The following is a 13,865-nucleotide window of genomic DNA, read 5'->3' as shown; positions in this document are numbered from 1 at the left end:
CCCTGCCGCGTCATCCGAGAGCTTCATCCAGCTCCGGCAGCGCCTTGAACAGGTCTGCCACAAGGCCATAGTCCGCCACCTGGAAAATCGGGGCCTCCTCGTCCTTGTTGATGGCCACGATGACCTTGCTGTCTTTCATGCCGGCCAGATGCTGAATGGCGCCGGAAATACCCACGGCGATATACAGCTGAGGCGCGACAACCTTGCCCGTCTGGCCCACCTGATAATCGTTGGGGACGAAGCCCGCATCAACGGCCGCGCGGCTCGCGCCGACCGCCGCACCGAGTTTGTCGGCCACTTTCTCAAGCAGATGGAAGTTATCGCCCGACTGCATGCCACGACCACCGGAGATCACGATCTTTGCAGAAGTAAGCTCGGGCCGTTCGGATTTTGACAATTCGGCGCCGACAAATGTTGAAAGGCCGGTGTCCGCCGCCGCGCTTGCCGCTTCGACGCTGGCGGAGCCGCCTGTCGCTGCCGCAGCCGCAAAATTGGTCGAGCGAACCGTGATCACCTTCTTGGCATCGCTCGACTGCACGGTGGCCATGGCGTTACCGGCATAGATCGGACGGACAAAGGTATCGGGGGACACAACCTCGACAATTTCGGAAATCTGCGCGACATCGAGAAGCGCAGCAACCCGCGGCAGGATATTTTTACCGGACGTCGTCGCCGCGGCGAGAATGACGTCGTAGCTGTCCGCGAGCGAGACAATCAGCGCCGCCATGTTTTCCGCGAGCGCATCGGCATACATCGCATCTTCCGCCAGGAGAACCTTTGCAACGCCGGCAACCTTGGCCGCCTCGTCCGCGACCGCCGCACATCCGTTCCCCGCGACAAGAACATGAACATCGCCGCCAAGTTCCGTCGCGGCCGTTACCGCGTTCAATGTCGCCGCGCCAAGCGCCTTATTGTCATGATCGGCAAGAACAAGAACAGTCATCAGATAACCCCCGCTTCATTTTTCAGCTTGTCGACCAGTTCGGCGACAGACTCTACCCTTACGCCGGCTTCGCGTTTCGCCGGTTCTTCCACTTTCAGCGTCTTCAGACGCGGTGAGATATCAACGCCGAGATCTTCCGGCGTCTTTTCATCGATCGGCTTTTTCTTGGCCTTCATGATGTTCGGAAGCGAGGCATAGCGCGGCTCGTTCAGGCGAAGGTCCGTCGTAACGACCGCCGGCATTTTCAGCTCGATCGTCTGCAGGCCGCCGTCGACTTCGCGGGTGACCTTGGCGGTGCCGCCGTCGAGATTGACCTCGGAGGCGAAAGTGCCCTGGGACCATCCCAGCAACGCCGCCAGCATCTGGCCGGTCTGGTTGGAGTCATCGTCAATGGCCTGCTTGCCGACGATGATCAGGTCCGGCTTCTCCTCTTCGGCGACCGCCTTCATCAGCTTTGCCACACCGAGAGGCTCAACGGTTTCGTCAGTCTTCACCAGAATACCCCGATCGGCGCCCATGGCGAGCGCAGTCCGCAGAGTTTCCTGCGCGGCCTGCGGACCGACGGACATGGCAACAACTTCGGTGGCCACGCCGGCTTCGCGAAGGCGAAGTCCTTCCTCGACGGCAATTTCATCAAAGGGGTTCATGGACATTTTAACGTTAGCGAGGTCTACACCAGTCTTGTCCGCTTTAACACGGATCTTAACGTTGTAGTCCACGACACGTTTAACAGCGACGAGAACTTTCATGGATCGGTCTACTCCCGGGGTCATAGTTTCTTCAAGATCCTACGGAAACCCATTTTCCGCAGGCATGAATTTCAGATTATAAGACACTCAAATTCGGCAGTGCACAATAAATAGCTAATGACAATCTGTCAATTCGCCCAAGCAGGACATTTTAACGCAGCCATAAGGCGCGGTTTCGAGGGCGAAATCCACCAGATTCCGTCATCTGTTGGCGCCGGGAACCCAAAGAACGTCCTCTCTGCCCTTATTATTGAGAAAACGGCCCAGAACGAAGAGAAAATCGGAAAGTCTGTTCACATAGGCGATCGCAACCGGGTTGATGTCTTCCGAATCACCAAGCGCGATAATCCGCCGCTCGGCCCGTCGGCAAACGGTCCGGGCAAGATGGAGATATGCCGCCGCCGCCGATCCCCCCGGCAGAATGAAGGAGTTCAGCGGCGCCAGATCGGCATTGAGCCGGTCGATTTCCTTCTCCAGCCGCTCGACCTGTTCCTGTGCGATGCGCAGCGGCGGATATTTCGGATTTTCTTGCGACGGCGTACAAAGATCTGCGCCAAGGTCGAAAAGGTCATTCTGGATGCGCGCGAGCATTTCATCCGCCTCGCCGTCGACATGCAGGCGCACCAGGCCGATCACCGCATTCGTCTCGTCGACGTCGCCATAGGCCTCGACTCGCGCATCCGTCTTGCTGACGCGGGCGCCATCGCCCAGCGAGGTTTTTCCCTTATCGCCGCCGCGTGTATAGATTTTTGTCAGCTTTACCATGATTGCCTTTGTGTTTGCTGTCAGCTGCCCGAATTGGCAATCCAAAGACCTACCATGATCAAAACAACGGCAAGGGCTTGCATCGCAATGCGCAGGCGCATCAATTTGTTCCCATAGCGGCGGTTGAAATCGCCGCCCCGGGCAAATGTCAGCACGCCGAACAGGAGGACGAGGGCCGTTGCGACGACGGCGGCAATAATGAAATAATTGATCATAATCGGTCCGATCTGTCATATAAGAATGCGGCACCTAACGCTACACCCTCATGTCTTATATGGACAGGATTTTTCATGGAAGCAACCCGGGATATTGTAATTATCGGCGGCGGCGTTATCGGCTCCGCCATCGCCTATTTTCTGACGGCGGCGCCAGGGTTCGCCGGCACGGTCACCGTTCTGGAAAAAGACCCGAGCTACGAATTCGGCTCCACGGCGCGCTCCTGGGGCGGTGTCCGGCAGCAATTCTCAACACCCGAGAATATCCTGATTTCCCGATTCACTGAGGAGTTTTTGGGTGAAATTACGCGCCATCTCGGCATTGATGATACGCCCGTGGACGTGAATTTCCGGGAGCGCGGCTATCTGTTCCTCGCCGAGGACCGCCATATCCCGCAACTCTACAGCAACAACGCCATCCAGCGCGGGCTCGGCGTTAATGTCGCGCTGCTGGATCAGGACGATCTCGCCAGTGGGTATCCCTGGATGAATGTCCACGACCTTGCCGGCGGGTCTCTCGGCCTGAGCGGCGAAGGCTGGCTGGACGCCTACAGCCTAAATCAGGCGTTTCGGAAAAAGGCAATTTCCCTCGGCGCGGAATATCGGGCAGTCGAGGCCGTGGGCCTTGATAGGTCGGAAAGCCGGATTCTTGCCGTCCGGCTCGCCGACGGATCGCGCATTGCCGCCGGCGCCGTCGTCAATGCCGCCGGTCCCGCCGCGGCCACCGTCGCCACCTGGGCGAAAATCGACCTTCCCGTCCGGTCCCGCAAGCGCTTCGCCTATTCCTTCAGCTGCCGGAGCGAAATATCGGGCTGTCCGCTGGTGATCGATCCCAGCGGGGTCCATTTTCGCCCCGAAGGCACCCAGTTTCTCGCCGGTTGCTCCCCGGATCCCGCGAATGATCCCGACTGCACCGATTTCGAAATCGACTATGGCTGGTTCGAGGAACATATCTGGCCGATCCTCGCCCATCGCGTGCCGGCCTTTGAGGCCATCAAGCTCGAAAACGCCTGGGCCGGGCATTATGCCTATAACCTGCTCGATCAGAACGCGGTCCTCGGGCCCCATCCGGAGATTGCTAATTTTTACTTTGCGAACGGTTTCTCGGGCCATGGACTGCAGCAGTCGCCCGCGGTCGGACGCGCCATCGCCGAACTGATCATCCATGGCGAATACCGCAGCCTTGACCTCTCCCGCCTCTCCTTTTCGCGGCTGGTGACAGGCGAGGCTGTTTCTGAGCATAATATCGTTTAGGTAAACGTGAGGGATAGGGAATGCCAATTGTCAGGATTGATATGTTTGAAGGCCGGGACCGCAAGACGAAGCAGGAACTGGTAAAATCGATTACCTCTGAAATGGTGCGGATCACCGGATGCAGCGAAGCGAGCGTACATGTGGTCATCAATAATGTCGCCAAGGAGGATTGGGGACTTGGCGGGGAGCTCGCTGCGATAAAATTTCCGGACTAGACAATGATGGTAAGGGACTGAGGTGCGGAGAATCTTTTTGATCGCGTTGTTGGCGCGGATCTGGCGTCACTTCAAGGAGCAGCATTGTCTGCGCATGGCGACGGCGCTCAGCTATCAGACGCTGCTGGCCATTGTCCCGCTGGCGGCGGTTGTTTTTGCCCTGTTCACCGCGATTCCCGCCTTCACCCATTTAAAACAAAAGGTGACGACGCTCTTATTCGACAACCTGTTGCCCTCGAAGATATCCACCGTCGACGCGGCGCTGAGTAACTTCGCCGTCAATGCGGGACAGCTGACCTATATCGGCCTTGCCGGTATCGCCATTACGGCGCTGATGCTGATGGCAAGCATTGAAGAGATTTTCAGCCAGATATGGCAGGTGGCGGCGACACGCAATCCGTTCAAGCGATTGATGACCTATATATTGATAACACTGATCGGGCCCATCGCGGTCGGCTCCAGCCTGACGCTCGTTCGTTGGATCATTGATATCAGCGAGGAGGCAACCGGATTTCACCTGACGGGCGCAATGGCGGTATTAAGCTCAATTATGCCCATCCTGTTGCCCTTCATCATTCTTTTCATACTGTATAGGATCGTTCCCGCCTGCGACGTTAAATGGCGGCATGCCTTTATCGGGGCGGCAATTGCGACGGCGCTTTTCCTGTTCGGAAAGTTCATGTTCAAGCTCTACCTTGAATATTTTCCGTCCTATGAGGTCGTCTATGGCGCCATGGCTGCCATTCCGCTCTTTCTCATCTGGCTCTATGTCAGCTGGGGGATTGTTCTTTTCGGCGCGACGATCGCCGCCGTTCTCGGTTTCGAGTTTACCGCCGACATGAAAAAACGGTAACGGTCCCGATTAATCCGGAAGGTTCACGGCACCGGTCGCATCGATCTCGAAACCGGGATTCCAGGCCACCTCCCAGAGGTGCCCGTCAAGATCCCGGAAATAGCCCGAATAGCCACCCCAGAAGACATCCGCGGCGGGCTTGACGATGTCCGCGCCGAGCGCCTGGACGGCCGTCAGAACCTCGTCGACCTCTTCCTTGCTGCGGGCGTTATAGGCGATGGAGAAACCTTCGAAGCCGGACCCCTCCGGCGAGACGCCCGCATCATTCGCAAGCTCGTCACGCGGAAACAGGCCAAAAGCAATCGAGCCACACTGAAAAAAGGAGACGCCGGGAGCGTCCTTCACGGAACGCTTCCAGCCGAGTTTTTCGAAGAACGCCGTGCTTCGCGCCAGATCCCTGACGCCAAGCGTGATCAGCGAAAGTCGTTGATCCATGGGGAACCCTTGTTAGTTCGCCCCCTCAAGCAGGCGGCGGGCGATCACCTGTGCCTGAATTTCACCGGCCCCTTCGAAGATATTGAGAATGCGCGCATCGCACAAGACCCGGCTGATCGGATATTCCAGCGCGAAGCCGTTGCCGCCGTGAATCTGCAGCGCATTGTCCGCCGCATTCCAGGCGACGCGGGCGCCGAGAAGCTTGGCCATCCCGGCCTCAAGATCGCAGCGCCGGCCTTCGTCCTTGGCCCGGGCGGAGGCATAGGTCAGTTGCCGCGCCATCATGATTTCCACCGCCATCCAGGCGAGTTTGCCGGCGACACGCGGGAATTTGATGATGGGGCGCGAGAACTGGATACGGTCGAGCGCATAGCGAAGCCCAAGTTCCATGGCGTTCTGGGCAACCCCGAGGGCGCGGGCCGCCGTCTGGATGCGGGCGCTTTCGAACGTCTGCATCAACTGCTTGAAACCATTGCCCTCTTCCTCGCCAAGAAGGTTTTCCGCCTTGATCTCGAAGTTATCAAACCCGAGTTCATATTCCTTCATGCCGCGATAGCCGAGAACCTCGATCTCTCCGCCGGTCATGCCGTCGGCCGGGAAATCCTCGTCCTCGGTCATATGCGGCTTTTCTGCGAGGAACATCGAGAGGCCCTTGTAGCCCGGCTCATTCGGATTGGTGCGGACCAGCATTGTCATGACATCGGCGCGCGCCGCATGGGTAATCCAGGTCTTGTTTCCCGTCACCTTGTAGACATCGCCATCCCTGACGGCGCGTGTCTTGAGGGAGGCGAGATCGGATCCGGTGTTCGGCTCGGTGAAAACGGCGGTCGGCAGGATCGCGCCCGTGGCAATGGCGGGAAGCCATTTTTCCTTCTGCACCTCCGTGCCGCCGGTCAGAATCAGCTCCGCCGCAATTTCCGACCGCGTGCCGAGGGAGCCAACGCCGATATAGCCGCGCGACAGTTCTTCCGACACCACGCACATTGACATCTTGCCAAGCCCGAGCCCGTCATATTTTTCCGGCACCGTCAGGCCGAACACGCCGAGTTCCGACATTTTCTCGACAACCGGCATCGGGATCAGTTCATCCTTCAGGTGCCAATCATGGGCGAACGGCATCACCTCTTCATTGGCGAAGCGGCGGAACTGATCGCGAATCATCGCGAACGTCTCGTCCAGGCCGGGATCGCCGAAATGGCCGGTGTCCATGCCTTCGGCGACCAGCTCGGCGATGCGTTCCTTGACATCGGCGGTATATCCGGCCTCGATCAGCGCCATGACCGCAGGCGTTTTAAACTTGGCAATCGCCGCGTCGTCCAGACCAAGGTCGGCCGGACGGATAATTTCGCCGAGCGTCATCGGAATGCCGCCGGTGATCTGGCTCAAATACTCGCTGAATCCGGCCTGCAGGATCAATTGCTCCAACTCGCCATATTTTCCCTCTGCGGCGAGATGACGCGACCAGTTAAGGGTCTCCCGCAAGGCCTCGACATAGGTCGCAAGCCAGGCAAGGCCGTGGGTCGCATATTGATTGGCTTCCACCAGTTCGGCGCTGATCCGGCCGTTGCCGCCACGGGTGATATCCGCGACCGCCATGATCGCCTGTTGCTTGAATGACTCGGCGGCGCCCAGTGCTTTTTCACAAAGGCCGTCCAGCCCGTCCAGCAAGAGTGCGCCGGGCGCGTCAATCATTTCCGACATTGTCATTATTTTTCTTCCTTTTGGGTTATGACTTTCGCTTATTCGTTACCGGCTTCGATTGCATCCTCGACCGTTCTCAGGCCCGGGTACTTTGCCGAAACCAGCACGGCCATATTGCCCGGTTTATGCTGATTATTCATCATTTTCGTATGGGCGCGCGGAATATCGTCCCAGGAGAAGACTTCCGACATGCAGGGATCGATCCGCCGTTCCACCACCAGATTGTTGGCCTGCGACGCCTGTTTCAGGTTGGCGAAATGGCTCCCCTGAATCCGTTTCTGGCGCATCCAGACGAAGCGGGCATCCATGGTCAGGTTAAAACCGGTCGTTCCGGCGCAGAACACCACCATACCGCCGCGCTTCACGATGTTGCACGATACCGGGAAGGTCTGTTCGCCCGGATGTTCGAACACGAAATCAACGTCGTTGCCCTTGCCGGTGATTTCCCAGATCGCCTTGCCGAATTCGCGGGTCTTCTTCATATAGTCGCCAAAGCCCTCGCCGTTGACCTTGGGCAGCTGACCCCAGCAGTCAAAATCCTTGCGGTTGAGAACGCCCTTGGCGCCAAGGGACATCACGAACTCGCGCTTGCTTTCATCGGAAATAACGCCGATGGCATTCGCCCCGGCGGCCGCGCAAATCTGGATCGCCATGGAGCCGAGGCCGCCCGACGCGCCCCAGATCAGAACATTATGGCCGGGCCGCAGGATATGAGGGCGGTGACCGAACAGCATCCGATACGCCGTTGCAAGGGTGAGCGTGTAGCAGGCGCTCTCTTCCCAGGTCAGATGCTTGGGGCGGGGCATCAGCTGACGGTCCTGCACGCGCGCAAACTGCGCGAAAGAGCCATCCGGTGTCTCATAACCCCAAATCCGCTGGCTGGGGGAGAACATCGGATCGCCGCCGTTGCATTCCTCATCGTCGCCATCGTCCTGGTTACAATGCACGACCACTTCATCCCCGATCTTGAAGCGCTTGACCTTGTTGCCAACCGCATAGACGATCCCGGAGGCATCCGACCCGGCAATATGATAGGGCTGTTTATGGTAATCAAAGGGAGAGATCGGCTCGCCAAGGGCGGCCCAGACGCCGTTATAGTTGACGCCCGCCGCCATCACGAGGATCAGCACGTCATGACTGTCCAGTTCCGGCGTATCGACGACCTCAACCTGCATCGCCTTTTCCGGCTCGCCGTGGCGTTCGCGGCGGATCGCCCAGGCATACATCTTGGAGGGGACGTGACCGAGCGGCGGGATTTCCCCGACTTCGTACAGATCCTTTATCTCGCCGGCCGGCGTTTCGATACCTTCTTCAGACAGCGCAGAAGCTTGCGTATTTGACATTAAAAAACATCCCTCATCTTTTGCATGGTTTTTGGTTTATAGGGCGTCGGTATTTAGAATTCATAAATTCCCGTTTTCTCGCCCTCTTATATCGCATTGCATCAAAAAACGAAACAGAGACCTTTACTTTGGCCCGGTTTATGAGAAGATTACTGACCTTTGATCAGATAACAAGTTTTTTTTGCGCTGCAGCACAAAGTTATGTTATTACGTGCGGCAACAAGAACACGTAACAACCGGTCTTTTAAGAGTAATAAAACGAAAGAAAATTATGGCAAAAGACGACAAGGAAGCCGTAAATACCGGCGCCCAAAGGAAAGATCGCCCCTGGCTGTTCCGCACCTATTCCGGCCATTCCTCGGCGAAAGCGTCGAACGAACTCTATAAAACGAACCTGGCGCGCGGCCAGACCGGTCTGTCCGTCGCCTTCGATCTGCCGACACAGACGGGTTATGATTCGGATCATATTCTCGCCCGCGGTGAAGTTGGCAAGGTCGGGGTGCCGATCTGCCATCTTGGCGACATGCGCACCCTGTTCGACGGCATCCCGCTGGAAAAAATGAACACCTCGATGACGATCAACGCGACGTCGGCCTGGCTGCTTGCGCTCTATGTCGCGGTTGCCGAGGAACAGGGCGCCGACGTCTCCGCGCTTCAGGGTACCGTGCAGAATGACATCATCAAGGAATATCTCTCGCGCGGGACCTATATCTTCCCGCCGACGCCGAGCATGCGTCTGATTACGGATGTCGTCAGCTATACCTACCGGGAAATGCCGAAATGGAATCCCACCAACGTCTGCTCCTACCACCTGCAGGAAGCGGGCGCGACACCGGTGCAGGAACTCTCCTTCGCCCTCGCAACGGCGATTGCCGTGCTTGATGCCGTGAAAGAGAGCGGACAGATCAGCGCCGAGGATTTCCCCTCCGCCACTGGCCGGATCAGCTTCTTCGTTAACGCCGGTATCCGCTTCATCACCGAAATGTGCAAGATGCGCGCGTTCGTCGATCTCTGGGACGAGATCCTGCGGGACCGCTATGGCGTCAAGGACGAAAAATTCCGCCGCTTCCGCTACGGGGTTCAGGTGAACTCCCTCGGCCTGACGGAGCAGCAGCCGGAAAACAATGTCTATCGCATTCTTCTTGAGATGCTGGCAGTCGTGCTGTCCAAGAAGGCGCGTGCGCGTGCCGTTCAGCTTCCGGCGTGGAACGAGGCGCTGGGCCTTCCCCGCCCCTGGGACCAGCAATGGTCGCTCCGGCTGCAGCAAATCGTTGCCTATGAAACCGACCTCCTGGAATTCGGCGATATTTTCGAAGGCTCCGTCGAAATCGACCGCAAGGTGGAGGAGCTGAAAGCCGCCGCGCGGGAAGAGCTTCGCCTGATCGAGGAAATGGGCGGCGCCGTTGCCGCTGTCGACACCGGGTATCTCAAGGAAAGCCTCGTCAATTCGAATACCGCGCGGGTGCAGTCCGTCATTGCCGGTGACCTCCCTGTCATTGGCGTCAACAAATTCACCGAATCCGCCCCCTCCCCCCTCACGCAGGAGGCCGATGGCGGCATCATGACCGTCGATACGGCGGCGGAAGCCGAACAGATCGAACGGCTTCGCGACTGGCGCGCGGGCCGGGACGACGCCGCCGTCAACAAAGCGTTGGAGGCTCTCACACGAGCGGCGAAAGAAGGGCAGAATATCATGCCGCCGTCGATCGCCGCCGCCAAGGCGGGGGTTACCACCGGCGAATGGTCGGAAGCGCTCCGTCATGTATATGGCGAATACCGCGCCCCGACCGGTGTTGGCACCGCCGTTTCAAATGCCGAGAATGACATTCTGGAACCGGCGCGCGAAAAAGTCGCCCTCGCGGCGCAGAAGCTCGGCCGTCCGCTCAAGGTACTGGTTGGCAAGCCCGGCCTTGACGGCCATTCGAACGGCGCGGAGCAGATTGCCGTTGCTGCACGCGATAGTGGTATGCAGGTCGTCTATGAAGGCATCCGCCTGACGCCGGAGCAGATCGTCACGGCGGCCAAGGCCGGCACCGTCGATCTTGTCGGTCTGTCGATCCTGTCCGGATCGCATGTTCCGCTCGCGAGGGAGGTCTGCGAGAAGCTGAAAGCGGCCGGTCTTGGCGATGTCCCCGTCGTCGTCGGCGGCATCATCCCGGCGGAGGATGCCGACACGCTCAAAAAAGCAGGGGTCAGCGCGATCTACACGCCGAAGGATTTCGACATGGCCGGGATCGTTATCGATATGGTCGACATGATCATGAAATACGAGGATGTCGCCTGATAGAAAGCCCGGTGGGAAGATTCGCAGAAAAGTGCCGAAAATTAACCATAATCGACCATTTTCAGAACCTCCTCGGGACGGTAACCATATTCACGTAAAGATTTGATTGTTGCATCCTTGTCACGTTTCGACAGGCGCCGGCCCTTGTTGTCGGAGATCAGTCCATGGTGAAAATAGGCGGGCGTCGGCAGGTCAAGAAGCGCCTGCAGTAACCGGTGAATATGGGTCGAGGGGAACAGGTCCTGCCCCCGGATAACATGGTTAACATTCTGGATCGCATCGTCAAAGGTGACCGTCAGATGATAGCTCGCCGGTGTCTCTTTCCGGGCAAGTACGATGTCCCCGAAGGGCAACGGATCACATAGGATGAAGCCCTTTCCGATTTCCTCAAACCGCAGGGCGGCGAGGTCAACCGAGGCAACCGCATTAACCATATTCAGCCGAAGCGCGTATGCGTCACCGCGCGCGAACCGGGACTGCCGCTCGGCATCCGTCATGTTACGGCAAGTGCCCGGATATGCTGGACCTTCGGGGCCATGCGGCGCGGTATTGCTGCGGGCGATCTCCGCCGCAATTTCCTTTCTCGTGCAAAAACAGGGATAGATCAAATCGCGGTCGCTGAGCTTCTCGAGCAGGGCGGCATAGTCGTCTAAATGATCGCTCTGGCGGCGTACCGGCGCATCCCAGTCGAGACCCAGCCAGGCCAGGTCCTCGTAGATCGCCTCCTCGAATTCCGGGCGGCATCTGGTGACATCGATATCCTCGATCCGGAGCAGGAATTTCCCGCCATCCTCACGCGCCCTCCTGCGGGCGAGCGATGCCGAATAAACATGTCCGAGATGAAGAAAACCTGTTGGGCTTGGCGCGAAACGCGTTATAGTTACCATATAGTTAACAAGGAGGTCGGTCCGAAAAAAATACTCAAATACATCTAAAATTTTATCTGTTTTTCTTGTCAGCCAACCGGCCCGGCGCTAGCCTTTGTTAATATTTTGTTAATTATAAAAAATTTCAACGGGCGAGACAAATGTTTAAAAGAATATTGATCGCACTGAACATATTGATGCTGGTGACGGCCTGTGCGATTCCGATTACCAGAGACCATGATGTCAATGTTGCGATGGACCGGTACGAAATGGCCTATCGCGAGACGGTCAAGAATGATCCCATGATGGCGCAGAATATTGGCATTATGGCCGATGTGCTGCAGACAGTGGATCGGCGCTATGTGGATGACGTCAACCCCGAAGATCTTATCGACAAGGCCATAGAGGGCCTGAAAGCAATTCCCGAGGACGATGAAGGAGAGAGTGATCCGACCACCCGCGCGCTGAATGCCATGCTCGCGTCGATGGATCGCTATACCGGCTATATGGCGCCGCAAAGCTTTTCCTCTTACCGCGAAAGCCTGGACGGCCATTTCGTCGGCCTCGGCATACATATCCGGACGATTGACGGCCAACTGACCGTCATGAGCCTGCTTGCCGGCTCCGGCGCCGAGGAAGCCGGCGTGCAGGAAAAGGATATCATCACCCATGTTGATGGCGATCCGATCGATGGCCTTACTCTGGCGCAGGCGCGCAAACGGCTGCGCGGCCCAGAAAATACTGTGGCGGCGCTGACCATCAAACGGGTGAATGCGCCGACACCGCTCAAGATTTCCGTGACACGCCGTGAAGTGGAAGTTGCCGCCGTCGCCCATCATATCGAGGGGAATGTCGGCTATATCCGGATTTTCTCCTTTACCAAGAAAACCGGCCCGGGCGTGACCACCGCGCTACAGGATATCCGGTACAGGCTGGGGTCCGGCCTTTGCGGTATCGTTCTCGACATGCGGAACAACCCCGGCGGCCTCGTCTCCGCCGCCGAGATCGTTGCGGATGCCTTTCTCGATGGCGGCAATATCTATTCCGTCGAAAACCGCGGCCGCGAACTTGTCGCCCGCGAGGCGGACAGCGGAGACCAGACGCAAGGCGCGCCTATCGTTGTCATGCTGAACAAGAAATCCGCCTCGTCGTCTGAAATCGTGGCGGGCGCCCTCAAATATCAGGCCCGGGCAAAGCTGTTCGGCGAACAGAGTTATGGCAAGGGCCTGATGCAGTCGCTGATGCCGCTGCGCAATGGCGGCGGGCTCCGCCTGACCACCGGACGCTTTACCACAGGCGGCGGCCCGACCTTCCACGGCGTCGGCCTGACGCCGGACATCCCGCACAAGGTTGAAGACGGCGAAAGCGATGCGCAGCAGATCGCACTGGCCGCGCAAAGCCTGAACTGCTCGACCGGGATGACGACGGCCTTTGCGACAACGCAATGACGGCGGACGGCGATAGTGCAGCGGCTCTGGCATTTATCGCCGACCGCGACCCGGACTTCGCTCATGCCCTCACCCTAATTCAACCCCTGCCGGATCGCGGGCGACCGGCTGGGTTTGAACATCTGACGAAAATCATCGTCGAACAGCAAGTGTCGCTGGCCAGCGCCGAGGCCATCTGGCGGCGGCTGACCGCTGCGGTGACGCCGTTTACGCCGGACCGCCTGATCAGGCATGGCGAGGAAGAGTTGCGCGCCCTCGGGCTCAGTCGTCAAAAGGCGCGATATTGCCGCGCCCTCGCCGAAGAGATCATCGAGGGCCGACTGCTTCTGGAGGCGCTTCACGGCCATGATGACGACGCCGTGCGAGACCAGCTCACCCAGGTGAAGGGGATTGGCCGATGGACGGCGGAAATCTACATGATCTCCTGTCTCGGCCGGACGGATATCTGGCCGGCGGGCGATGTCGCGCTGCAGGCCGCCCTCGGTCATCTTAAGAAACTGCCCGACCGGCCGGACATCGCCACAATGGACGCGCTGGCGGAACCGCTTCGGCCCTACCGGACGTTCGCCGCGCGGATCCTCTGGCGCTATTATGCCGATGTCGTCCAGGCGCCAACACGCCGGAAAAACACCGCGCAATAAGGCGGCGTTATCTCCCGGACCGCTCGACAATCTACCCGGACAACTCTATCTTAAAGGGAGCGTCGGTTTGGCAGAATAAAGCCCTCAACATGCGGTAGTTTCAAAAATATTTCATACAAAATGCTGTATTAGGGTTTGCAATTTTCGGAGGGA

General features: G+C 58.2%; 14 protein-coding genes. 6 read left to right on the top strand and 8 right to left on the bottom strand.

Annotation, left to right across the window (positions count from 1 at the left end; all coding sequences use genetic code 11):
* Nucleotides 1-10: 10 nt before the first annotated feature.
* The 4 genes from GQF03_RS18250 to GQF03_RS18235 all read right to left on the bottom strand — a co-directional run bounded on the left by GQF03_RS18250 (nucleotide 11) and on the right by GQF03_RS18235 (nucleotide 2,672).
* Entirely contained in the window at nucleotides 11-943 is a 933-nt protein-coding gene (locus GQF03_RS18250) for an electron transfer flavoprotein subunit alpha/FixB family protein (RefSeq protein ID WP_161340728.1), read from the bottom strand.
* Nucleotides 943-1,692, bottom strand: coding sequence for an electron transfer flavoprotein subunit beta/FixA family protein (locus GQF03_RS18245; protein ID WP_161340727.1), 750 nt, complete (start codon nucleotides 1,690-1,692; stop codon nucleotides 943-945). The genes GQF03_RS18250 and GQF03_RS18245 overlap by 1 nt, the downstream gene beginning before the upstream one ends.
* Before the next feature lie 201 nt (nucleotides 1,693-1,893).
* Nucleotides 1,894-2,457: a cob(I)yrinic acid a,c-diamide adenosyltransferase gene (locus GQF03_RS18240; RefSeq protein ID WP_161340726.1), complete on the bottom strand. Its 564-nt coding sequence runs from the start codon at nucleotides 2,455-2,457 to the stop codon at nucleotides 1,894-1,896.
* Between the two features lie 20 nt (nucleotides 2,458-2,477).
* Nucleotides 2,478-2,672, bottom strand: coding sequence for a twin transmembrane helix small protein (locus GQF03_RS18235; protein WP_161340725.1), 195 nt, complete (start codon nucleotides 2,670-2,672; stop codon nucleotides 2,478-2,480).
* A 75-nt stretch (nucleotides 2,673-2,747) separates the two neighbouring features.
* On the opposite strand from GQF03_RS18235, the gene GQF03_RS18230 reads away from it, so the two are divergent.
* From GQF03_RS18230 to GQF03_RS18220, 3 genes are read left to right on the top strand one after another with little or no spacing between them, the layout of a single operon-like run.
* A complete protein-coding gene (locus tag GQF03_RS18230) occupies nucleotides 2,748-3,926 on the top strand; it encodes an NAD(P)/FAD-dependent oxidoreductase (RefSeq protein ID WP_161340724.1) in 1,179 nt (392 codons plus the stop codon).
* 20 nt (nucleotides 3,927-3,946) lie between these two features.
* Nucleotides 3,947-4,141, top strand: a complete 195-nt coding sequence (locus GQF03_RS18225; protein WP_161340723.1) for a 2-hydroxymuconate tautomerase — start codon at nucleotides 3,947-3,949, stop codon at nucleotides 4,139-4,141.
* A 37-nt stretch (nucleotides 4,142-4,178) separates the two neighbouring features.
* The gene (locus tag GQF03_RS18220) at nucleotides 4,179-4,994 is read left to right on the top strand and encodes a YihY family inner membrane protein (RefSeq protein ID WP_161340722.1); all 816 of its coding nucleotides are present in this window, start codon (nucleotides 4,179-4,181) and stop codon (nucleotides 4,992-4,994) included.
* A gap of 9 nt (nucleotides 4,995-5,003) precedes the next feature.
* Here the strand turns inward: GQF03_RS18220 and GQF03_RS18215 are convergent, their stop codons facing one another.
* From GQF03_RS18215 to ccrA, 3 genes are read right to left on the bottom strand one after another with little or no spacing between them, the layout of a single operon-like run.
* Nucleotides 5,004-5,429, bottom strand: coding sequence for a VOC family protein (locus GQF03_RS18215; protein ID WP_161340721.1), 426 nt, complete (start codon nucleotides 5,427-5,429; stop codon nucleotides 5,004-5,006).
* 12 nt (nucleotides 5,430-5,441) lie between these two features.
* Nucleotides 5,442-7,136: an acyl-CoA dehydrogenase family protein gene (locus GQF03_RS18210; RefSeq protein WP_206375875.1), complete on the bottom strand. Its 1,695-nt coding sequence runs from the start codon at nucleotides 7,134-7,136 to the stop codon at nucleotides 5,442-5,444.
* Nucleotides 7,137-7,168: 32 nt separating this feature from the next.
* Complete coding sequence (ccrA, locus tag GQF03_RS18205) at nucleotides 7,169-8,473, bottom strand: crotonyl-CoA carboxylase/reductase (RefSeq protein ID WP_161340720.1); 1,305 nt, start codon at nucleotides 8,471-8,473, stop codon at nucleotides 7,169-7,171.
* A gap of 271 nt (nucleotides 8,474-8,744) precedes the next feature.
* Between ccrA and GQF03_RS18200 the strand changes: the two genes are divergently transcribed.
* The gene (locus GQF03_RS18200; RefSeq protein ID WP_161340719.1) at nucleotides 8,745-10,757 is read left to right on the top strand and encodes a methylmalonyl-CoA mutase family protein; all 2,013 of its coding nucleotides are present in this window, start codon (nucleotides 8,745-8,747) and stop codon (nucleotides 10,755-10,757) included.
* A 41-nt stretch (nucleotides 10,758-10,798) separates the two neighbouring features.
* Here the strand turns inward: GQF03_RS18200 and gluQRS are convergent, their stop codons facing one another.
* The gene (gene gluQRS / locus GQF03_RS18195; protein WP_161340718.1) at nucleotides 10,799-11,644 is read right to left on the bottom strand and encodes a tRNA glutamyl-Q(34) synthetase GluQRS; all 846 of its coding nucleotides are present in this window, start codon (nucleotides 11,642-11,644) and stop codon (nucleotides 10,799-10,801) included.
* 140 nt (nucleotides 11,645-11,784) lie between these two features.
* On the opposite strand from gluQRS, the gene GQF03_RS18190 reads away from it, so the two are divergent.
* Nucleotides 11,785-13,071 (top strand): S41 family peptidase, encoded by a 1,287-nt coding sequence (locus GQF03_RS18190; RefSeq protein ID WP_161340717.1) that lies wholly within the window; start codon nucleotides 11,785-11,787, stop codon nucleotides 13,069-13,071.
* The gene (locus GQF03_RS18185) at nucleotides 13,068-13,712 is read left to right on the top strand and encodes a DNA-3-methyladenine glycosylase family protein (protein ID WP_161340716.1); all 645 of its coding nucleotides are present in this window, start codon (nucleotides 13,068-13,070) and stop codon (nucleotides 13,710-13,712) included. Before GQF03_RS18190 ends, GQF03_RS18185 begins: the two co-directional genes overlap by 4 nt.
* Nucleotides 13,713-13,865 lie beyond the last annotated feature (153 nt).

It is taken from the genome of Sneathiella chungangensis (genome assembly GCF_009882935.1).
Lineage (GTDB): Bacteria > Pseudomonadota > Alphaproteobacteria > Sneathiellales > Sneathiellaceae > Sneathiella > Sneathiella chungangensis.
The sequence above is the reverse complement of the archived record's forward strand: the minus strand, read 5'-3'. Positions and strand labels throughout refer to the sequence as shown.